11 protein-coding genes are annotated in these 22,067 nt (G+C 59.4%); 6 read left to right on the top strand and 5 right to left on the bottom strand.

Translation table 11 applies throughout. The annotated features are described in order from the left end of the window. The first annotated feature begins 82 nt into the window (after positions 1 to 82). The 5 genes from FHT75_RS29780 (at position 83) to FHT75_RS29800 (ending at position 10,396) form a co-directional block, all read left to right on the top strand. Positions 83 to 736 carry a hypothetical protein gene (locus FHT75_RS29780; protein ID WP_183845399.1) on the top strand — a complete coding sequence of 218 codons (654 nt, stop codon included), beginning with the start codon at positions 83 to 85 and terminating at the stop codon, positions 734 to 736. A 3-nt stretch (positions 737 to 739) separates the two neighbouring features. Continuing rightward, on the top strand, positions 740 to 2,449 hold the full coding sequence (locus tag FHT75_RS29785; RefSeq protein WP_183845400.1) for an ATP-binding protein: 1,710 nt from the start codon (positions 740 to 742) through the stop codon (positions 2,447 to 2,449). Positions 2,450 to 2,518: 69 nt separating this feature from the next. Then, positions 2,519 to 4,552, top strand: a complete 2,034-nt coding sequence (locus FHT75_RS29790) for a Druantia anti-phage system protein DruA (protein WP_312865389.1) — start codon at positions 2,519 to 2,521, stop codon at positions 4,550 to 4,552. A gap of 88 nt (positions 4,553 to 4,640) precedes the next feature. Continuing rightward, complete coding sequence (locus tag FHT75_RS29795; protein ID WP_183845401.1) at positions 4,641 to 7,541, top strand: hypothetical protein; 2,901 nt, start codon at positions 4,641 to 4,643, stop codon at positions 7,539 to 7,541. Further along, entirely contained in the window at positions 7,538 to 10,396 is a 2,859-nt protein-coding gene (locus tag FHT75_RS29800) for a helicase-related protein (RefSeq protein WP_183845402.1), read from the top strand. The genes FHT75_RS29795 and FHT75_RS29800 overlap by 4 nt, the downstream gene beginning before the upstream one ends. On the opposite strand, the gene FHT75_RS29805 is transcribed toward FHT75_RS29800, so the two are convergent. From FHT75_RS29805 to FHT75_RS29815, 3 genes are read right to left on the bottom strand one after another with little or no spacing between them, the layout of a single operon-like run. After that, positions 10,377 to 11,339: a hypothetical protein gene (locus tag FHT75_RS29805; RefSeq protein WP_183845403.1), complete on the bottom strand. Its 963-nt coding sequence runs from the start codon at positions 11,337 to 11,339 to the stop codon at positions 10,377 to 10,379. The two genes, FHT75_RS29800 and FHT75_RS29805, sit on opposite strands and share 20 nt — an antisense overlap. Next, positions 11,336 to 13,057: a nuclease-related domain-containing DEAD/DEAH box helicase gene (locus FHT75_RS29810; protein ID WP_183845404.1), complete on the bottom strand. Its 1,722-nt coding sequence runs from the start codon at positions 13,055 to 13,057 to the stop codon at positions 11,336 to 11,338. Before FHT75_RS29810 ends, FHT75_RS29805 begins: the two co-directional genes overlap by 4 nt. Continuing rightward, on the bottom strand, positions 13,057 to 19,233 hold the full coding sequence (locus tag FHT75_RS29815) for a DEAD/DEAH box helicase (RefSeq protein ID WP_183845405.1): 6,177 nt from the start codon (positions 19,231 to 19,233) through the stop codon (positions 13,057 to 13,059). Before FHT75_RS29815 ends, FHT75_RS29810 begins: the two co-directional genes overlap by 1 nt. A 626-nt stretch (positions 19,234 to 19,859) precedes the next feature. Between FHT75_RS29815 and FHT75_RS29820 the strand changes: the two genes are divergently transcribed. Beyond that, positions 19,860 to 20,195 carry a DUF736 domain-containing protein gene (locus tag FHT75_RS29820; RefSeq protein ID WP_312865390.1) on the top strand — a complete coding sequence of 112 codons (336 nt, stop codon included), beginning with the start codon at positions 19,860 to 19,862 and terminating at the stop codon, positions 20,193 to 20,195. Positions 20,196 to 20,209: 14 nt separating this feature from the next. Here FHT75_RS29820 and FHT75_RS29825 read toward each other — a convergent pair whose 3' ends face one another. Next, on the bottom strand, positions 20,210 to 21,232 hold the full coding sequence (locus FHT75_RS29825; RefSeq protein WP_183845406.1) for a nucleotidyl transferase AbiEii/AbiGii toxin family protein: 1,023 nt from the start codon (positions 21,230 to 21,232) through the stop codon (positions 20,210 to 20,212). Further along, positions 21,225 to 21,818 carry a DUF6088 family protein gene (locus FHT75_RS29830; RefSeq protein WP_183845407.1) on the bottom strand — a complete coding sequence of 198 codons (594 nt, stop codon included), beginning with the start codon at positions 21,816 to 21,818 and terminating at the stop codon, positions 21,225 to 21,227. Before FHT75_RS29830 ends, FHT75_RS29825 begins: the two co-directional genes overlap by 8 nt. Positions 21,819 to 22,067: the final 249 nt, after the last annotated feature.

Here is a 22,067-nt window from a genome sequence, read left to right on the forward strand (position 1 = left end):
GCCATGAGCCGCCATGTCCCCCGGACGCTGCAACGGCCTTCAAGCTGAATTTTGAAGGCAACAGCAGCGAAAGGAGGACTCCGTGAAGAACGGTGTCACACAGGTAACTCTTGATGTTTTGATCGAGGCCGCACTCACAAATAAACCCTATAGTCCGCAGAGACTTAGCAACCAAGCTCGCCTTTATGCGCGGCGTCTGTCGAAATCTTACGCCAAAGATTTCCCAGACGATCTTCATGATGAAGTTTTTGGTCAGGCATTCGTCGAACTGTTCACCGTCGGCGCTGCCGGCCTTTCCAATCGCGGCGGCAAGGCGCTTTTTCGTCGTGCGGTATTGTCTGCGATCCGCGCTGTTCGCACTAGCTATGCACCTCCCGGCCGCCGCACGCGGCCGAGCGCCAAGGAGATCAGCAACACTGTCGCGGCGGAGGATGTGGGCCGCATTGCCACCAAGAGTGTAGAACATTGCACCGTTACGGGTGATAACGGCATCCCGTATGTCGATTTCGATCGGTTTAGCGATCCGTTGGCCCTAGCCAGTCAATTCAACGTGGAAGATCGGCTTGAGGTCGAGAAGATCCTGCTTCACGCTCCGGATGACGTAGGAGGTGCGCTTCGTCTCATCTATCTGGATGACAGACCCGTCAAAGCGGTGGTGGCCGATCTAGGGATGACGCGAACCACATTCGATCGACATATCGAGCGATTTTGCTCGCAGTGGCGTTTGGCGGCGTAAATCATGACCGTCCAACAGCATTCCCTACGCGGAGTGGGGTTTGGCCCACTCCTTACTGCTCAACGAGCATATGCGCAGCGCAGCGGCACAAGGTCGAAATTTGGGCTGATGGTGCCAGAGGCTTTCGTTCGTGGCATTCGCGATCTCGGTTATCGCAGCAACGGCGATGCCGTTGCCGAACTGATCGACAATTCTGTCCAGGCCTATGCCGATCGCGTTGATGTGCTTTTCGGCTACGATGGTACCTCCTCGAACAAAAAGCCCGCTCAACTCGCCATCGTAGACAACGGCCACGGAATGGAACCGGATATGATCCGGATGGCTGTGATGTGGGGCGGCACCCATCGGGAGAATGATCGGAGCGGCCTCGGCCGTTATGGATATGGTCTGCCATGCTCGTCTGTGAGCCTGGGTAGGCGCTTTACGGTTTTTTCCCAAGTCGGCGGCAGCGGCCTTTATAGTGTTTGCCTCGACCTAGACGGGATCACCGCCGGCGAATACACCGACTCCCAAGGCGAGATCGTCGTTCCAGAACCGAGACCTGCGACGCTCCCAGTGTTCGTCGCCGAACATATTGCCGAATGCTATCCAAAAGGTTGGGTATCAGGCACTGTAATTCTGATCGACAAATTGGACCGGCTGGAGTGGTCGACAACGCAAGGTCTGCGCGATAATCTCTGCCGTCAGTTCGGTGTTACCTACCACAAGCTTCGTGGCGAAGCTGCCATTTTCGTCGATGGAATTTACGTCGATCCTATCGACCCACTATTTCTGACGCCCGGTTTTCATCTTCATGATCTTGACAACGAGCGCGCGCACCCATTTGATCCTGTTCGAATAGAGGTGCGCGAGCCAGAGAGCGGAACTTATCAAGGCGCAATTGTGTTGCGCTATGCTTGGCTGCCGCCAAGTTTCGGTTCTGTCGACAAAGAACGGGATGCCGTTGGTCTCAACGCGAACGCCCGTTTTTCTATACTGAAGGAATATCATGGGCTGCTTTTCAGCCGCAATGGCCGGCTGATTGACGTTCAGACCCGAACGCCATGGACGACTTTCATCAACAACGACCGCTACATCAAGGTCGAGGTTGAGTTTTCCGCGACATTGGATGAGATGTTCGGCGTCACGACATCCAAACAGCAGGTAACCATATCCGCGTGTATCTGGGATTTGCTTCGCCAGGCCGGTCTGCCCAAGGCAATCGAGCAGCTTCGGAGCAAAGTCAAGGACGCCAAGGTCGCACGGCGTCTCGAGGCCCTGACGCCACGCGAAGGGAGGCAGCGTCTATCCGAACGCGCCATGAGTGTCGCCAGCGCCATGGCCGAACCTGGTTCGAACCCCCAATGGGATTTTGCGCTGCGGGTTTCCCCATACCGAGTCGAGTTCGAAAAGGCGCCGCGTCATCCCTTCTTCCGTGTCACTCGGCACGCTGGCGCGCGGGTTCTATACCTGAACACCGCTCACCGCTTCTACGAAGAGCTATACGATGGGCCGGTATCCACGCCCGAATTGAGGTCTTCGCTGGAAATCCTATTGTTTTCCTTGGGCGATGTTATGTTGGCCGAACCGGAAGACGCCAGGGAAAGAAGTCGCCAGCAACTTGTTTCCTGGTCGAACCGGCTTGAAGCTGCGCTAGGAATGCTCGCAACACATTTGAGAGTTGGGGAGGAGCAGGATGTGGGACAACTCGACTGGACCGATGAAACGAGCTAGCCTCAGATCGATTTTTTTGAGATAGCTAACGGGCCGCAGCAACGCGGCCTGCATGATTCTGGGGTGACAGTGAGTACCGACGACGAGCTATTTGGTCCTGGCCGATCACGGGCGTTTTCCCCCTTCCTCGCTGCAGGCGAACGCAAGCAACTTCATGACTTGCTGAACCTCGGATCCGGTATGCCGCGGAGCTTTGCCGACGAACTGCGCTCGCTCGCGCGCAGATATGTCGACGACGGCGACAGCATAAAGCTACGGGCAATTTGCCTTCTCGTCGCGGATTTGTGCGAGCAGGGTTGGCGCGTGTCGGTCGATTCCGATCGTATCACCTTCGAGCCGCCAGGAATCTCGCGGAGCGGTCACCAAAGCATCGAAGACGTTAAGGAACGGGTGCGGGGTGCGCTTCAGACAGCACGCATGCGCCAGTTGCAAGAACCGTCGGTCGTGCAGTTCCTGGGCCGGATGGAGCGCCGAGCCCACCGCGGCGGTATAAAGAGTTGCGTGGCGGATCTGATCGATGATGGCGCCGCGCTCGCGCGCGAACTCAAGGCTATCGAGAAACTTGCGGACGGCGAGCGAGAAGCCGCTTTGAAACGCATCATCGATCCAGTTGTCGAAATCGCGGAAGCCGGAGCCAAATGTCCAGATACCGGCCTGGCTCTGATCGATATCTGGCGGTATTTCCGACATACATGGGCGCACGAATACAGGGCGATACCAGGGCGACAAATGCTCGTTCTCATTCGCAATGCGGCTCGACCCCGTCGACCAATCATGGGCATAGCCATGCTTGCCAGCCCTGTCATGCGGCTCACTGCCCGGGATCAATGGATCGGATGGCTCCGCGATTCCGCCGAGGAGAGGGTACGATCGGGCATTTGGAAGCCGTCAGATTTCGCGGCTGCGCTAATCCACCGCATCGACGCGTCGATCTCTTCCGTTCGCTGGGACGACCTTGCAACCACGGAAGAAATTGCGGATCCCACCGAGACCGTTGCCCTCAGGCTTGAGCAGAGGGCGGCCGGCGCGGCGTTCGCGCGAGACCAGCAGTTGCGCGAGCATTACGAATCCCACAGGGAAGCGGGCGGGCAGGTGCGCCCACATCGCGGCACTCTCAAGAGCGCACATCCGGATTCAGATTGGCGCGCCGCCTCAGAGGACCTTCTCTTCGTCCGCAAACGCGCTGAGACGTTGGCCCAATTGCTGTTCGCCAAGGGCATGTTCCGCGGTGCGGGGCTTTCCCGGAATCCGGAGACAGCGCTCGACCAACTGTTCTCAACACGAAGCGGGCAAAAAGCGATCGACATTGCTCTGGCCGAGTTCCGCAAAGCCGGGCTCTCGAGTGAGGTGTCCGATGTCAGCATCTGCGGCGCAGTCCATCCCTATAATGAATTGCTTGGCGGAAAACTGGTAGCGCTCGTCCTGACGTCCAAGGAAATCAGAGACGCTTATCAGAGACGTTACAGCGGTCAGACCAGTGTCATCGCTTCACAAATGGCCGGCAGAGTTATTTCAAAACCGGCCGACCTGCGCATTCTTACAACGACAAGCCTCTATGGCGTTGGTTCGAGCCAGTACAATCGGCTGGCTCTTCGGGCTCAAGATCACCCAGGCTTGCCACATGACCTTAAATGGGGCGCGATCGGTAAGAGCTTGACGGGCGGATTCGGGACGTTGCATTTGGGAGGGGAAACCGCGCAGGCGCTGCGCAGCATGGCTCTCGCGCGTCACGACGCTCGTCGGGTCAACAATCGCTTCGGTGAAGGCACCAGTCCGAGGCTCCGTCAGATTCGCGAGGGGCTCGATGCTCTGGGACTGAAGAGCGATGCCATTCTTCATCACGCGACACCAAGGATTTTTTACGGCTGCGAACTCAGTCCAGGAGCCCGGTCGGCCCTGCTCGGTGTCGGGCCATCACATTTCGAAGCCCCAACCTGTGAGACGATCGGGGACGCCTGGCGTCGGCGATGGGTCAGCAAACGAGCGCTGCGTCGCGAGACGCTTGACGCATTGGCTAGTCTCGGGCCGTCAAGCGTCCGAGCCAGCCTTTACGCGGACGCGGACGGACAACTACCCCTATTTGTGGGCTTAAACACTGAATAGAGCTTTAGCCACTTGGCGCAAGGCCGAAGTACCACTATTGATTGACCAACTTATACACGCGGGGTGACTGTATTCAGATCGGCCGGGGATGTTTGATCTAGGGGAGATCGACGGCTTCGAGCGTCAGTTGAAGGCTGCGATCGTTGCTTTGAACAAGAAGAAGGTCGCAAGCGTCGCGCTGGTTGAGGCGGTCGACGATGTGGGGCTTTGGCCCGATGCTTTTGAAAGCCTATTTCCGATCGCAGCCTCGCTCGATCTGGATGAACTCATCAAACGTGCGCCGCTGTTCATCTGCGCGGTCGCTGTCGAAATCGGCTTTCGCTTCGAAGGCGTTGGAACGGTGTTCTGGGCGAAGTTGAGCGACGCTCTCGGTCTTCCAATCACGATGGCGCAACGTCAACGTATCGGCGATGCGTTCAAGGCTGAAGCCTTGCGCTACGACCTTTCGAGACCGACCGACAGTGCTTTTACCATGCACTTCTCCATTATCGCCTGGCCGATCGCAAATGCCTTGCTGCCGATCGATCTCGTCGGCCCGGTCAGCAGACTGATCGCGCGCGCACCCGTTGCGGCCCTTCCAGGGCAGGGACGGAGTGTCAACTTTCCGACGCTGCGCGCCTGGGCTGGTGCCGCAGAGGGCGCTCGCCTTTCGGACTGGTTGCGGTTCGAGGCTCCGACCGCACGCGTGCTCACCGCCTTGCTGACTGAAAACCGAGGATTGACCGTACCGCAGCGAAGCTACACGCGGCTCCGCGACGCGATGGCCGTTGATCCAGAGACGTTCTTCGCCGCAAGAGCGGCGCGCTTGCGCGCGAGAGCCGCCAAACCTGCCATGAGCGGTGACTCAACTTTCGGCCGGCTTTCGCTGTCGCGCGACGCGGCGGGTCTTCGTCTTTTCGCGAGTTGGCCGCCATTGCCGCAGGCCCTATATGATGACGCGCGAAGCATCGCCCGATCTGCAGGCTGGCGCCCCAGGCTTTGGGGTGCTGGAAACTTCCTGCACCCTGACAACGCTCTGAGCGGGGGCCCATTTGCAATATCCACTTCGACAGTCCCTAGCAGCGAAGATCCCGCCTATCCCGAGGCGTCTGAAATCTTCGGTGCGGGCAGTGATATTGCGCTCGCACTTGCCGGTCGCTCTATCGACTGGGGCGCCAATCTACTGTTTGACGTCGATGACGAGCAAAAGTCTGCCGAACAGCACTTTGGAACGTTGAGAGGCAATACGGGCCTGGTGTGGGTCGGCGCCAAGGCCGACGGTGGGTCGCATCTTGGGTTGAAGACAATCGGGACGACGGCTGGCTATCACTTCTTCGAAGCAGATCTTGCCGATGCAGATGTCCGCTCGATTTTGACCCGCGAAGGGCTCTTCTCGTCGCAGAGCAGGGCGGATCTCGCACGTCATCCGAGTGACGCAATCTTCGCCCCACAGGGGGTCGTGCGGGCGGACCGACCATTTCTTTTCTATCGACAGGGCGAGGTTGCGGAGGCGGTTCCGCAGAGCCTGCCTGCAAAGGGCTGGATCTCCGCAGTGTCTGGAGAAGCAGGCCGCCCTGCAGTGAGGACAGAGGCGTCTCCGCCGATGGAAAGCGACGTCCTCGATGTGGTGCTGTTCGAACGCGATAGTGCCTTTGAAGCGTTGATAGAACAGCGCCTGCAATTGCGGGTCGAGAGTCGCCTGCCGCTTGTCGACGTCAAGATCAGCGTCGACCTTGAGATTGATGGCCGCCTTATCGCGCGAGGGCGAGATATCGTTCCTTTTCTGCCGCTGACGCTGCCGGCAACATCGAAAATCTTAGGCACGCTTTATGCCGACAAAGTCAGGACCGCGCTGCTCGAGACAGGTCGAGGACTGCTGAGAATCCAGATCGGCCGAACGCAGATCATTGACATTAAACTTGCCCGTCCAGCCGCGGCGGTTGTGTGGGATAACGAGACGCCGAGACTTGTCGGCGCTCAGACCGAGACATCGCTTGTCGAAGCAAGCGCCCAGGCGCCTCATCGCTTCTCGACAGCGTCTTCCGTTTCGGTCCCAGGTCGGGGGGTGAAAGCCTATGGCCTTCTGTTCTCGGATGGCCGAATCGCCGACCCGGTGCGCCTCTTCATGTCCGATGTTTTCGACTACGGCGATGTCGCCGCAAACTTTGGCGACGACATCGGGTCGCGCCGCATGTTTGATCGTGGAAGAGGGGTCTGTGATATCGCCAGAGCCCGTGTAGCCTGGGCGAGAGCGCTTTGCACAACCTTGCCCGCGATCGGAGCAAAGGGTAGCATCGTCCGTCAGTTCGAGGAGCCGCTTGTTATCGACTTGTGTGGCCGTGCGTGGTCTTTGGCCGAGCAGGCGAGCAGGAGGAGCCCGACTGATCCTCACGAAGCACTTTGGCTATCTCTGCTGGACTGCGGCCTCGCATTAGTACCAAGCCAAGCGACCGCTCAGCAGGTCGCAATCTTCGCCGAGGCATTCGTCAAACACGCACGCGATCTCGACCCGGATTGGCCAATCGGCAGCATGGTGCCGCGCGATGGTGCAATGGACGACGCCTTGAATCTCGCTTTCTCGGAAGCAATCACCGTCTTGCATTCCGCCGGTGCATTGCTCGACGTGGAAGATGATTTCGACTTTGGCGCGCCGCCCGAGGATTGGGAAAAGGCGGCCAACACAGCGCTGCGTACGATCCGTCGAACTGCTCTGGCGCGCCAAATCGCGCCGAGCGAAGGCGGCCGCGCGCTCAGCCGCAGAAATTATGCCAATTTGAGTATTAGTGAACTCGCCGAAGATCTCGCCGCTTGGACCAAGAATTTTGCGTTACCACGGGGACAGTTGTCACCCGAAGTCGCGGCCGGAGCGCTTCAACTTTGGCTTTCGCCTGCCGCATGCGATGATGTCGATACCGCCATCCGTATCCTTGCCAATGATCCCTTCGTCTCGCGTGCGACACGTTATGCGGCACTGCGCGTTGGACCGACCTTGGCGACGGGGATCCCATGAGCGATTTTCACCGCGTTCTTCTAGGCCTGCAGGCCGAAGCTCGACGCATAGACCGAGACCAGGCATTGCTAGGGGCACTCGGGGTTGGTGCCTTCGCCTACACTCACCAGATTGACAGCGTGCATAGGATGGTAACAGGCACCGCTTGCCGTTGGCTACTCGCGGACGAAGTCGGCCTCGGCAAGACCATTCAGGCGATTATGGTGATGCGCGCTCTTGCGGCGCAAAGCCCCCGCCGCCTCAACGCCGCGCTGGTGGTGCCCGACGATCTCGTGTCGCAGTGGGAAGAGGAACTGCTCAGCCGAGGTCATGTCCTAGCGCTTGAAAGCGGCGACGACGAAGCAAGCCACGGCAATCTTGTGTTGCGACTCATCCGTCCGAGCCGGATTGTCGCGGGCGGACGCATCGTCGCCGATCGCATCGACCTCCTGCTGGTCGACGAATTCACGAGACTTCAGGTGCAAGTACGCGAGGCGCTGATCGTTGCGGCTCGGACCATTCCAAACGTTATCGCCATGACCGCGACACCGGCCCTGCATCAGGCCCGCACCCGCCGTGAACTGATGGCGCTTCTCGAACCGGAGGCGGAGCGCATAGCCCGTGCCGAGGACACTGACATCTTGAAGGTCCTGACGGAGCGCGAGACAAAGGCGACCCACCGCTTCAGCCATGATCTCCAAGAGGCAAGCAAACGACGCGCGGTGGAAGAGAGCTTCGGCCTATATCGCCGACTGATCCGCACCGCGCGAACCGACTATCCCAACGCTCTTCCAAAGCGGAATTACCAACCGATCAGGCTCTCGCCAACCGACGGCGATATAGAGCGGGCTCGCGCAACGCGAGCCTACCTCGAGGCGGCCCGAACCAGCAATTTGGACATTCGACGTGAGGCGCTTTTGCAAGTCGCTGGGCGGAGTCCCCAATCTCTTCGCGAACGCTTGAGTACCTTGCGGCGAAGCACACCCGAACTTCAGGCGGCCTGGAGCCAAATCGACGGCTGCTTGCGAAGTGAACCCGGGGACTCAAAGCTCGACGCACTCATTGATCACTTGCGCATTTTCCACGCCAAGAACAGCAAGGGCCGCGCTGTTGTGGTCGCAGAGGATAATCCGACCACGGACTATCTCCGCGATGCGATAGAAAAGCTCACCGACATGAGGGTTGCCAAGAAGCGGCGTAGTGTCGGCGCGGCGGAAGAATTGGAGATGCAGGTTGCGTTCCTCAAGGAAGCGCTCGATGACTTCATCGGCGGCGAGGCCAAGATCCTTGTCGCCGCGGACGCTGCACGTGAAGGCCACAATCTGCAGTTCGCCGACGAGATCATCTTTTTTGCTCTGCCTTGGTCACCCCCCGACATTCAGCAATGGATCGGTCGCATCGATCGGCTCGGTACGAAAGGGCTTCCGGCCAATCGTCGAATTGCGATAACGCCGATCGTTGTCGAGAACTCGATCGAATGCAATATTCTGACCGTACTGGAGGGAACCGGCGTATTTCTGCGCAGCGAGGTCTTTGACGAATCCGAATGGGAGGAGATCAGCGGCGCAATTGCCGCGGCAGCTGCCGGGGTCGCCGGCGCCAGCTGGGGCGATGCAGCCAAACAAGCCAGATCACTTGGCGCAGCTTATGACGAATGGCTGGAAGCGACGTCCTTGCCACCTTCGCCACGAACCGAGATCGCTGCCCGATGCGAAGCACGGTTTCGCGAAAGAGGCTATGCGGGACCGATCGTATCGGGCGACGGCGATCGCTGGAACTGGTTCGAAGCCAGGGAGAGAGCCGCAGAAGCGATGATCAGGCTTTCACGCGAAGATTTCCTAGACGTTCGCAATGGCCAAGACGGCGAGCAGCGCTTCAAGACGATGTGGTACAAGTCGAGGCCTAGTGTGGATACTGTCACCATACCGGACCTCGACACACGCAACAGTTGGCACCGCCAAGCCTTCATCACCCGGCGAACGGCGATCGAATGCCCGCCCCGCACCAATGTCACCCAAAGCGACAACGCTAAACGTCGGCTCCACTTCTTCGATCACGGCTGCGGTCTCCACGACGGCACAATAACTGCGTTCGAAAAGCAGGCGCCGGTGACCGATATCAGCACCGAATTCGTTGTAGAGTATCCGGCCGGCCATCCAATACTGCAGTGGGCTGATCGCAGGTTGCTCGTCGCGACCAGTGAGCTTGACCTGCGTGATGCGCTGGGCTTCGATGCAAAGGCGATTGTCGGCGGCTCCGACGATCAGGCATCAAAACCGGAACAGGACGCGCGCGAAGCCTGCACGAAGACCGCGCTCGCTCAGTTTCAGGCCGATCGGCGCTGGATGATCGATCTTGCCCCACCCGAAATGTTTTTCGTGACGTTGGCCGATGCCGGTAATGACATGGTCACCGCCGAGGCTGGTCCAGCGGTTTTCGATCCGACCCATGACGGAAAATGTGCACGCCAGCTTGCCAAGCGACGATCAAGCCTGCCTGACGTCAAACTGCGCGCTGCCCGTACAGCCGCGTTGAATGAACTTAACAAGCGTGCCAGCGCCAGCCTTGGCCATGCCACGCTGGCGATCCGACGAGCGGTTGAAAAACGTATCTTCGCAGCCAAAGCCGATGCCGAGAATTTGGCAGAAGCGGCGCGCGCTGAAATAAAAGCGGCCTCAGCGCTCGACGCCAAGCTTGAGTTCAACAGAGCGGCAGTGCGCGGTGCCGAGTTGGCCTTGGCTCTCGCTGACCGTGCTTGGCAGGAGCGGCTTTCTCGACTTCAATCCATTGAAGGATCTTTGCGGGGAGTGGCGAAACTCACGAATATGAAGCTTTTCTGGGTGGTTCCGAAAGCGCCTATTTTGGAGAGCCCATAATCGCAGCTAACTCAGCGAAGGCGGTTGGTTCCAGTTTCCATGACCAGGTTCCTTCCTGCCGCCCGGTGATCAGAGCAACGCGTTCAGCCTGTTTAGGCGGGGGCGTTAGAAAGTCGAGGATTTGCCTCGACGGATCGTAGCGAAACACCGGATCACCAAGGGCGAGAGTTTGTCCAACAACGATCCACCGCCATACATCGCGAGACGGTGGTTGCCAGAGCCGCGTATCGACGCCGGCGATGTTGAGAACAACGCTCTTGTGCGAGTAGCCGCTGCGGATTGCTGCGGGGAAGCAACCTTTTCTATCAACGCGCTGCCAACGCCCAGACGGTGCCGGGTCGGCTCGACCGAAAAACTCTCCGCGTCCGCTGACGACCGCAACGGCATTCGGCTCGTCGAGCGAGTAACGTTCTCCACTTGCGGACAAGGCCTGTGCGTAGAAATACAGAGCGCGGGCATCGTCATCGGGAGCATCCATACCACCCAACTCGACCAGAGCATTTCGCCATTCGGGCCGGCCCAGTTCGTCGGACAGGGAAATCTTTACTGCCGTCTCTCCGTCTGGTGCGTCGGCAGGCAGATGTCGAACCACGCCCGAACCGTGCGTGTTAACGCCCAGAAGTGCAGCCGTCTCGCCGCCCCAATGCACCAGACGAGGTGGCGTTCCACCATAACCACGGCCGGCGCCAGTGGAAAATTCATCGACGTCACCACTCGCGAGCAGCAAGTTCAACGCTGCATCTATTCGGTCTCGCAGCAAAGATTCATTCACCTCAAGCGGACGATAGGCTTCCCTCAGCCCGGTTGTGATTCGGCTTCGGCTGATAAAACCTGCCTCGAAGATAGCGTCGCGGACATGGGCAACAATGGTGTCGAGCGTCGGGCTGCCGTCACTGTCGGCGGCAAATGCGATCGCGCGCGCCCATGCTTCACCCCCACTCATTCCTGCTCACCGACGGCGACCGCAGCTGCCAGTGCAGCATCGAGGCTCTCTTTTGCCGCACGATCATGGGCAACAATAATCAGGTGCGACCGGGCACGCGTCAGGGCAACATAAAGATCGCTGACCGTGAATAAATTGCCGAGTCCGGAAAAATCGCAGAGAATGACCACGTCCGCTTCAAGGCCTTTGAAGCTGCGCGCGGTCGTCACCAGCACACCCTTTCCTTCACGCCATGCGCTGGCATCATCGACCAACGGGGATCCGTCAATCGCTGCAACGTTGGCCAGCGGCCCCTTGCTTTTGCTCGTCGGGCCCAGGATTGCGATCTGTCGCGGCTCCAGCCGTTGGTCGGTGAGCAGTGAGCGCAGTTCTTGCTGGACCAGGCCGCTGATCGCTGCGGGCGACTGTGGGACAATGAGCTTCGGCGGTCGCCCGAGTGGCGCGAGGTCGAAAGGCTCGCTGTCGATGTTGGTTGCGCTGTTGGCACAGGCGACGATACGTCGAGTATTGCGGCAGTTGACATCAAGCGTGACACGAAATGCACCTTCAAGCGGTGGCTCGACCGGCTCGCGTCGCAGGCTCTGCGCCTTGTCGAGAAAAGCCCAGACTGGATCTCCGCGATCGCAAAGATAGTCCAGTGCGTCCCACCACCCAGGGGAAAAATCTTGCGCTTCATCGACCACAAGGGCGTCGAACGGCGGACCGTCGCCATAGAGTTCCATGGCGGCTTCCGCTAGGAGGTCGGGCGCTTTCTCGTCCCACCATCGTGCGGGATCGGCAGCATTTGCGATGAACTCGATGTCGGCCTGTTTGCATAGGTCGGAGGCAAGCCGATGAAAATTCTGGACGGTGATCTTGCCACCGTTTTCGACCAGATCGTCGCCCATTTCCTCCCGGATCCATTTGGCGAGTTCGCTGTTAAAACATGTGAACAGCACAGCCTTGCGGACTTTCGCGAACGATCTTGCGCGTTGCATGGCCAGCAATGTTTTGCCCGAACCCGCCACGCCTTCGACGATCGAACGTGGATTGGCATCGAATGCGCGCAACACCTGCAACTGCTGCCGGGTCAACCGGGCCAAAGTCTCGGCGGCGTTGTCGACGCTGACACGCAGCGGCTCGTAGACCCGGAATTCAGGGGCGAGCGCCCGTCGCACCGCATCGAACTCCTGCACCGACAACTCGTGTTTGCCGCCGCCGCCAGCTTTGTAGGCCCGAACGACCGCGGGCTCGAGGTTCGGAAGGTCGTCCATTGTGAGGATAGCTTCCGGCGGAAGATCGCTTGGAGGGTGATCCTTGTACAAGCAATGCGGAAAGGCCACCCCGACGGAGATCACCGTGCGATCGGCGACGGCTTTGCCGCATATCAGGGTAAGGCGTTTTTTGAGCGCCCAGAGGCTTCGGCGTGCCTGCCTGACGGGGTCCTTGATCTCCTTTGGACCGGTTTTGACCCAACGGACCCAGGTTCGCCCCTTCAGGGCGATCTCACCGCCCTTTACTTCCAGTATCAACAATCCGAACTGGCGGTGAAGGATGAGAAAATCCGCCTCGCCCTCACGTGCCGGCGCGTCGATATCGTCGCGAGCCGGAAACACCCAAGGAAGGGAATGCATGACCAGATAGCCCGGCCCAAGTTGGTTGAGCATCGCGCGTGCGAGGTCTGCCTCAGATCCGAACTCCATTGTCTCGGGGTCAATCGCCGGGATAAATTGCGCCATCAGGTCACCGCCTTAACGAACAGGGCCACGGGTACTACCTTGTCCGCAGGCTGGACCAGTTCGCTGGCGCATTCCATGAACTGCGAGGCAGGGCGATAACGAATTCGGGTGCCGTCGCCGGACACCGACTGCAAGAGCCCGACTGTCCAAGCCTCGCCGGTTGCCCCGAAGACCTTTCCATCGGTGCGCCTAAGCAGGAAGACGTCGGTTTTTTCGGTGGTCTTGTCGGCGACGCCGCCATGCGGCCGGAACAGGCACATTGCTCCCTTTGACACGGGGGCATTGCCGTCACCCTTTTTACCGCTCAACACGTTGGCGTTGAGTCGAAACAGGAAGTCGCCGGCCTCGCTGCCGCTCACGGCAAACCGTGCCGCCGTTTGGGTTGGCGTGACGTCGCCCACGCTTGCAGCTTGGGCGGATATCTCCGGAACGCCCGCGGGATCTGGTCTGAGGCCCGCATTGCGATCGACGTTCGGGACGGCGAGCGCGACGCTTGTCGCGATCGGCAATGCGCGCAGCACCAACAATATGTCGACTGCGATCGCATCCTTATCATTTGAAAGCGCCCTGCCTCTTGTTGAACCGGGCTGTTTCTCGACAAAGGGATGGGCAAGGCAAATGACCTCGCCACTGTCTCTGATTAGCCCTCCGCTGGTGCGTGTTATCGTGGCACCGCTTTCCGTCAAATCTGCCTCGAGACGGTCGAGCGCGAGATCTTCGCGGTCGGGATCGATTGAGAGCGGAGCGCCCTTGAAGGCGGCGCGAAGGAGGTCGGCGCCGATCCGCCGATCAAACAGGTCGTGTTCGTAGCGGTTCTTGTACGATCGCAGGCACTGGTAACAGCTGTCGTCGCAGTTGCAACTGTCCAGCAATTGAAGTGCCTCCTTGACGAGGCGTTGGGGATCGCGCGACGCCGCTTTGACGAAACCGGCGCCGCCTGCAGCCTGGTCATAGAGATAGAGGTCGATATATTGGCGTGCACTGTCACCCGGCGCGAAACGGAAATCACCGTCGATATCATTTGGCTCGAGGTCCTCCAATCTGCACGCGGCGCGCCGCAGTGCCTCGACGGCGGACCGCGCTGCGATCGTGGTCGACGGTCGATCTGGCTGAAGAGCCCAATCTAATGGGAGCCCCAATCGAAAAACGGCGACATCAGTATCGTATTCGTTTCCGAGCACGATTTTCGTGGGGTTGCCGTCGCACTCGACGCTTTCCTTGGAGCGGTTGGGCCGAGGGCGCGGATGCGATTGGCCACTGCGCAGGCGGCGTAGTGCCGGATCGAAATCGGCAGGTTCTATGCGGCCGCATTTGTTGCAGTAATTGAAGCCGTAATCTGTCGCACTCAGCGTTCCACGATTGGTGACGACAAGGGTTTTGCTATCGCCCCAGGCCTCCCAGCCGGTTCCGATTGGCCAGATTTCACCGCCAATGCGTGCTTCGGGTGCAAATTGAAGCGAATCGAGAGTCGCGCGCGTGGGGCGAAGCCGGGTGCCGGCATCAAAATCGGGTGGAAGCGCCGTGATTGTCGGGGGGTGCGAAAAACCCGTCGGACGCACCCAGCGACGAGCTGGCCCAAGCGCTCCCCGGCTTGCGCAAGCCGGGCAGTCCCGGGTCTCGTCAACATAGCCCGCCTTGGGATCCCTCAAATCAGCATAGTTGCAGACCCGGCATTGATAATAGAGGCGGCGGTTTCGGTACGCTTCAAAACGATCATCTTCATACTCGGAATAGAGACCAAGCGAGATATAACGCTGACTGTCGACATAGACCTCATGTCCGGGCGCATATTGACTGAGTGCTGCGTTAAGACCGAGTTGGGGTGAGTACCGCCGCTTCGGGTTCCACGGATCGGTGTCGTTTTCAAAGACACTGAAGGTCGCCACGTCAGTGGGGAATGCATATTTGGGAAGAAGGCCTACATCGAACAGACGATCGAGCAGTTTTCCACTATCGACAACACCGTGCTCCTCATCGTCGGCATCTTCTATGACCTCATCCTCAACATCATCAGCGTCACTTGGCTTTTTGGCCTGTGCCGGGGGTTCTGCGTCCTTTGGTTGGGTGAGTGCATGCTTGAGCGAACCGGCGAAACCGTCCAGCAGGTCATCGGTATCGAGGGCTGGGCAGTTGACCGTAAACATTCGCTCGATATCACTTCGAAGTTCATCGCGGCATTCGACGAGCCATTCTTCGAAGCCCGCGAGCGAGAAGACGTCAGCGGCGCCATTCATGAAGTCGGAGACGCTACCCAGGGACGAGAAGACGTCGGCACTTCCACCGACGCTGTCGATACGCTCCTGTTGGAAGCGGCCGATCAGATAGGCGAGAGCTTGTCGTCGGGCGATGACCGGATTGTCGAGATTGAGAATTGGATCGGGGGCCGGGCCGGCAACGATTGGGGCCGGGTCACGAAAGAAGCTCTGGTCGTGGCTGTCGGCGCCGCAGAACATGACGACCGTCGACAGACCAGCACCACGACGGCCGGCTCGGCCGGCACGTTGCTGATAATTGGCCCGCCCCGGCGGGACGTTACGCAAGGCAACGGCAGTCAAGCCGCCAATGTCGATACCGACCTCCATCGTCGTCGTGCAACTCAAGATATCGATCGGCGAGCCGATTCTGCCGTCCTGCTCGATGGGTATGTCCTGGAAGCGCAGTTCATACGCTTCATTGCGTGACAAGGCATTGGCCAGTCCACTGTCGTTCAGCGCGGCCGAATGCTCCTCAGCAATCAACTGATGGGGCACATAGGTATCGTTTGGATCGGTGAGCCGTTCCCATAAGTTCCGATAAAAAGCCTTGCGACTACGGAAAACGGGATCGTGCAACGGGTCGATAGGTTTGGCAATACCGCCGCAATATCCGCACGCCGGCCCCAACAAGGCATTTCCGGGTGACACTTTCGTACAACGTTCACAGCGAAGCCATTGCGCGCTATCGCCGGGTTCGAGTGCCACTCTGTTGCCATGCACATGAAAATCGCCCGTCTCACCTGGGCTAAAGACTCCACGAAGGACGGGCTCGCACCCTGTCAGAAAATCACTCTTGACCCAGGCCTTGAGTCCGCGGTTCTCGAGCGCTTTGGAAACAACCTGGCTGAACTTGCCGTTCCAAAGCCGGATTCCCTGCGATCCCTTCGCGGCATCGATATTGGAGGGTGTGGCCTGGAGTTTGATCGCGTGCTTTCGCATCGCTTGCCACAACCACAGTTCAATTAATGACGACCTTACCTCGTCTGGGGCCAAACCAGCAACAACAGGCAGTTTGAGCTCGTCCGTCAGTTTCTGCTGTTCGGTCTTGGTAAGCTTGGGACGCAGGGTCGCAAGGGCGAGCGGGAAGAGACCGGTATGATCATCCTGCAGGACCGCGTATATGCTCTGAAACACCGACAGCGGCGCGCCTTCAGACGTCTGTGCCGTGAGGCCGCGGAAGTCGTCACTTTCCGCATCCGGGTTGTTGATGAGATCGATAGCCATTTGACCGGCACGATCCATAAGACCTTCATCGTCGCCAAGAGGTCGCAGCCGCACACCGAATTTTGCGGCGCCGAGCGCGACTGCAAGCGGCGCGTCATTCAGGGAGGGGCGGTAGATGGGATGTCGCAAGGCACTCATTCCAACGAGCAAAAGCGGCCGCAAGCTGTCACGGAATGAGAAAGTCTTCATGTCTCCGGCGAGCCGCGACGCCGTCTGCCGCCCATCGGAGAAGACGAGCGCCTTGCGACCCTTTAGCGGAGCATGACTTTCTGGCCGAGGAGGCTGTTCAAGCACCTGAACGGTCACCAATTCCTTAAATGGCTGCTCACCCTTGGTCTGTAGATTCGATATGCCACCGGGCGCGGTATCGCCGCAGGCAGCTTCGCACCTTGGGCATTCGTCAAACAGGGTCGCGCTTTTCAGGGGAGGCAGCCAGACTTCGCGACAAAAGATACCCCTTCCATCGATGCGCCCAGATGCCAGATCCAAGTAGACTGGCCGAACCATTCCGGGCTTTTGCGGAAGCGGATCCTCAAGGCACATATGGATGGGTTGTATAGCGTCAGTGTCGCCAGCATAGGCGCGGCCATTATCCTGCCAGAGATGCTCGATTCCGGTCGGCGCTCCAATGTTTGCCCGCGCGACCGCCAAGCCGCAATCTCGGCAACTATGGAGTTCGTAGACCTGCGAGCCACAGCCACAGTTCTGGCGGGCCTCGGCATAAAGCGCGCCGGTGGGCCCACCACGTTCATCCGCTGAAATCTGGTCGCAATCGGGGTTGGCGCATGCCCACAACCCGGGCAGACCTCTAAATAGCATATGGACTCGGGCCGGAAGCAGTGGTGCGGCTTTCGGCGTCGTTTTGGCGATTGACGCCAGTTCCAATAACGCGTCGACTGCGGATGTGGCAGTATCGAGTGAAACAGACGGGAATAGCGCATTGGGTAGAGCGGTGAATGCCCAGGCTGCTCCGGGGGATTCGATCGGATCGGTGGGCGACGACGCACCTGATGTGATGTTGCGAAGACGCGCCAACGCTTGTGATCCATCCAGAATTGCGGCAAGCGCGGCGGGCAGGTCATCTTCGACCCAGTCGCATTTGTCAGACGTCGCACTGCCAAGGCTGTAGGCGCGCGCAAAGTATACGCTTCCAGCATCCGTGCGGACATCATCGACGATGCGGAACCTCTGACGGGTCGCAACAGTGGCGCCGCTCTGCACGACAACTCGCTCTTCCGCTTCGGCGCCAGAGTCATCAAGCCCGTGTACTGTCACAGTAATATCGGTGGAACCGTTGTCTTTTCGGGTCAGTGTTACGGGGTGTGTCTCCGGGGCCTTGCTACGAGCCGCAAGCGGGACGAGCACCCGTGAACGATCAGTTGGAGACGAAGACTGGAGCAGAGTGAGAGGGACGGCGGCGAGGGCGGTCGCGAATTCGATCGAGCCGTCGCCGGCCGGCTCGAACGGACGCTTGTCGCCGCGAAGGGTTTGAATGCGATCCTTCTCAAGCCCGGAAAGACCGGCGACGAACTCGGCCGCGGCTTCGCCATCGGAGAACGAAGCACTTGTCGCGATGAACACCACACGGGAGGCCGGCAGTCCGAGGCGATCGAGCAAGCGGCGGATCAGGTAAGCGACCTCCGTGCCGTTCGCACCGCGATAGAGATGTGCCTCGTCGAGGATGAGAAAGAATTTCTCATCCGGATGGGTTTCGAAAAAGGCGCGCGTATCGGTAAAGATCTTTCGCTCGATTGGACGCAGAAGCATGTACTCCAGCATCGAATAGTTGGTGATCAGGAGGTCGGGACTGGATTCTTGGATCTCGTGCCGGGTCAGTAGTTCTGGATCTGCGGTTCGCTCGTTGGCGCGCAGGGGATCGCCGCTTTTGGTCTCCCAGTGGTCACCCGACTTGCCGTACCATTTGCGCAGGCCATCGAATGCCCCGAGGAAACTGTCCGGCTTGGCCGGCCATCGCCCCTTCTCTTTGAGCACGTTCACGAGAGCTTGGTCTTTGGTGTTGCCTGCGCGGGCCCCGTCCTCGATCTTCAAATAGTATTCGAGCGTCTTCAACCGTTTGCGATCGCGATCACCGTCGCGAGTACCGGGGTAGAGCGTACGGCCAGTGTAGCGCCCAAACTTTGCCGGGCGGCCGGCGACGTCAGTAAACCATTTTTGCACCGCACTTGAGCCGAACAGCGTGCGCAGCCGCCCTAGCTGGTCATTGACCAGCGCGTTCATCGGATAGAGCAGCAGTGCGCGCACGGCGCGCGTCGAGAAATGATCGCTTCTATGGATAGCCTCGTCGGCGAGCCTCGCTAGAACCGGCAGCAAGAAGCTTTCGGTCTTGCCAGAGCCCGTGCCGGTCGTCACAACGATCCCGGTGCCGCCAGCGTTTGCGGACATTGCCTTTTCAAGCGCCTGTGCCTGATGTTCATAGGGTGGATCAAAAAGAACTTGATCGGACTCTTTTGCCGCCATCCTTGTTAGAAATGCGCGGACACCGGCATTGAGGTCGAGCGTCTCAAAGGCTCGTTCGCCAACATAGGCGGGGGTGCTCTCTATATACGGCGTCTGGGCGATGCCGCCCTTCAGCAAAATCTTCCGGCGAAGATTGACGACTTTTGGATTCGAGAGGTGGTAGGTCGCTTCGATGTAGGACGCCAGAGCTTCCCGCATATGTTCGATTTCAGTTCGCATGTCGCCTCCAGAGCCCCCTGCCATGATCCGAGAAGAATCACCGCAGAATACAGCTTTAGCGACAGGAGACGGTTTCGCAAATCTCCATCCGCGATCAGAGCAGCGTCATCCTGCTTTCTTGTGCCGAACTACCTGGCGACATCCACCGCATCGAAGGAATTGGTGTGTCCGACACTGATCCCCGATCGATCGCAGCGGCTCGAGATGAGCAGACCTCTCGACCGAGCACCAGCCTTCCCCCCCGGGTGTCGCGAGGCATTATTCTTTACTATGGCAATTCGTTCGGCTTGTCTGATTTGGGGTGCCGATGACTCCACTGTCGGTGTCGCCCGGAATGTGGCAGTCGTTATGGTCATCCTCCAACCATCTCTGATGTGGCGCGCTCGTGGCGGCCTCTGCATTGGCTGATCTAGTCGAAGATCGGTCCCCTCGACCGCCTGTGCCGCAATGGCGCGGACCAACTTTCTTCCCCTGGGCTTTGCCCATTCCTCGCGAGGCAAGAAATTTGGTCTCGCGCCATCCTCCGCTGCGCTACGGCCCGCAAGCGGGTGCGTCGGCAGTCGCCTTCGACTGGTCGATCGCCATCGAGGCTGCAACGATGCGGCCTGAGAGAGACGAAAGGGGGAATGACCATGACGACCATTGGCAAATTCAAGAAGAACGACAAGAACGAGTATGTAGGCGCGATCTTCACGACAGACCTCCAATCGTATGAAGTGCGCATCGTTCCTTGGAGTACACCCGCGAATGCCAACGCTCCGACACATCGTGTCATAGTTGGTGAAGTCGAGATTGGCGTAGCCTGGACGAAAATCGTCCCTGGGAACGGCCAATACCTCCGTCTGGATCTCGATGAACCGAGCTTCGCCGCACCTATATATGCTGACCTCGTCAAAGATCGCACCGGGGACGGCTTCACCCTGGTACTCGCTCGCGATGATACTCCAAGGGGAGGGGGCTGACGCCCGCGATTGACCTATTCTGTCGTGCCGTGCTTATTCGCGCGCTCCTGAATGAGCGCGCATCGCTCGATGAGTTGCTCAAACGGTTCAGAATCTCCAAGCAGAAGGCCGTCCTCGACCATTTTTGCATAGTCCTCACTGAGCGCGCGGAGACCATCTCCGGACGGTGTCAGAACCAGATTGCCGTTGACGGCGGCCGCATAGTCGATCGGTGAGCGGTCGGCCGCCTTTTCCGCAAAGAACATGGATTTGTGTTTCGCCACCGCATGGGCAAGCTGCCGGTCGGCAAAAGCCTTGTCGGCAAAACCGGCATCGTCCAGCCGGACGACGTCATGCCAGTGGCGCGCGAACCGATCGCCACGGAGGCGCTCCTGCAGGCAGAAGACGTGGATCGCCGTTGCCTTCTCCCAGAATGTTCGCTCGGCATGCATGACGCGGGGGCTTGCCTTCGGGAATTCAACACCATCGACATAACCCGCGGCATCGCAGCCCACATCGCGGATGCTGGCGGGCTCACCGGTCGATCGTGCTCCGAATTCCAGCATGACGCTCGGTGCGACATAACCTGATCCGCTGCTCACGGCTTCGTAGTCGAGATAGAGCGTATCGCCCTCGATGCGGATCCGTGCGGGAAGGGATTGATCGCGCACTGCCCCGGCAATGACCGGCTCCAACGACTCGCCCACCCAGACAGGAAGGCGCTTTCGCACTTCGCTGGTCCAGCGCTTCTCCTCGTTGCGGGTTTTCGGCAGTGCCTCGTCATTGTCACCGACGAGATCGGGAGCCAAAGCCCGGATATCGTAAGTCAGATCGATGTCTTCCGAAAACCGTCGAATGGCGCCATAGGCTTTCGAGGGCGAGGTGCCGCCCTTGAACACCAGGTGCTCGCCAAGTTTTGACGAGTAGAGCGTCTCGAGGGTCCAGACGACCCAGACATCCTTTTCCAGCAGATGAATGGGCCGTCCAGTGCGGGCGGCTGCGACAGCCAAGGCCTCACGGCTGTCGTCCTTTGACAGTGCCAGAAAACGGTCAGCCATGCGCAGCCCTGCCCACGCTTCTTGCGAGCCATGTCGGGAACTGCGGTGCTGCGGCCACCAACTCGCCAAACTCGGCCGGCGGGAGCTTTCGCTTGATCCTCGATAGTGCCTCCTCGGCCTTCTCGGGTCCAAGCCATGCAAGCGCCCGGACCGCCACGCCCGCCGGCCGGTCGGCCAGAGCCAGCTGCCAGCGAGGCACGTGCTTGAGCTCGACACTCTGCTTTCCAAGATTCATGGTCCGGCTGCGGCCGGATGTCAGGTAGACGGAGCGGACCGGAACCTGTGTCGTCAATCCCAGGGCATTCGCCGCCGCGGCGCCATGGGAAACGATGACCTCGCCGCGCTGCTGCGCAATCGCCTCGACCGCCTGTTCGACCGTCGGCGGCCGGCTGCCAAAGCGACTTTTGACGGGCCGCATATAGATGCCACGACCAGCCCGGACGAGCTCTCCGCGCTCGGTCAACCGCGAAAGGGCCTGGTCGACCGCAGCACGATTTCCGAGATGCAAAAGGCTCTTTGCCGAAAGCGGTGAGCCTTCCGGCATTTGTTCGGCATAGCCCAGAATCTGAGACGTCAGGTTTTGCATGGCATCACTCCTGTCAGAAATATATGCGAGTTTCTGACAGATTGCAATGAAAGGGCGGCGGACCCGGAGAGGCCACGTTCACTGTGCGGGTATCTGATGACCGGGACCGGTCAAAGGCGCCTCAAAACAGCATCGGTTGAGTAACCGGCTCGCCGGTACTGTAACGTTAACCGCGAAGCGAAGAAGATGTGGGATCTGTCGGCATTCTGCACGTGATCCTCTCTATCGTCGCCACCGGTTTCCAGCGGA

It is taken from the genome of Rhizobium sp. BK112, from assembly GCF_014193215.1.
Taxonomy (GTDB): domain Bacteria; phylum Pseudomonadota; class Alphaproteobacteria; order Rhizobiales; family Rhizobiaceae; genus Rhizobium; species Rhizobium anhuiense.

Coding starts and splice junctions, on each gene's coding strand:
- FHT75_RS29795 (WP_183845401.1), top strand. CDS start 4,641: ATGTTTGATCTAGGGGAGATCGACGGCTTCGAGCGTCAGTTGAAGGCT.
- FHT75_RS29785 (WP_183845400.1), top strand. CDS start 740: ATGACCGTCCAACAGCATTCCCTACGCGGAGTGGGGTTTGGCCCACTC.
- FHT75_RS29800 (WP_183845402.1), top strand. CDS start 7,538: ATGAGCGATTTTCACCGCGTTCTTCTAGGCCTGCAGGCCGAAGCTCGA.
- FHT75_RS29810 (WP_183845404.1), bottom strand. CDS start 13,057: ATGGCGCAATTTATCCCGGCGATTGACCCCGAGACAATGGAGTTCGGA.
- FHT75_RS29820 (WP_312865390.1), top strand. CDS start 19,860: ATGACCATGACGACCATTGGCAAATTCAAGAAGAACGACAAGAACGAG.
- FHT75_RS29805 (WP_183845403.1), bottom strand. CDS start 11,339: ATGAGTGGGGGTGAAGCATGGGCGCGCGCGATCGCATTTGCCGCCGAC.
- FHT75_RS29825 (WP_183845406.1), bottom strand. CDS start 21,232: ATGGCTGACCGTTTTCTGGCACTGTCAAAGGACGACAGCCGTGAGGCC.
- FHT75_RS29830 (WP_183845407.1), bottom strand. CDS start 21,818: ATGCAAAACCTGACGTCTCAGATTCTGGGCTATGCCGAACAAATGCCG.
- FHT75_RS29815 (WP_183845405.1), bottom strand. CDS start 19,233: ATGCGAACTGAAATCGAACATATGCGGGAAGCTCTGGCGTCCTACATC.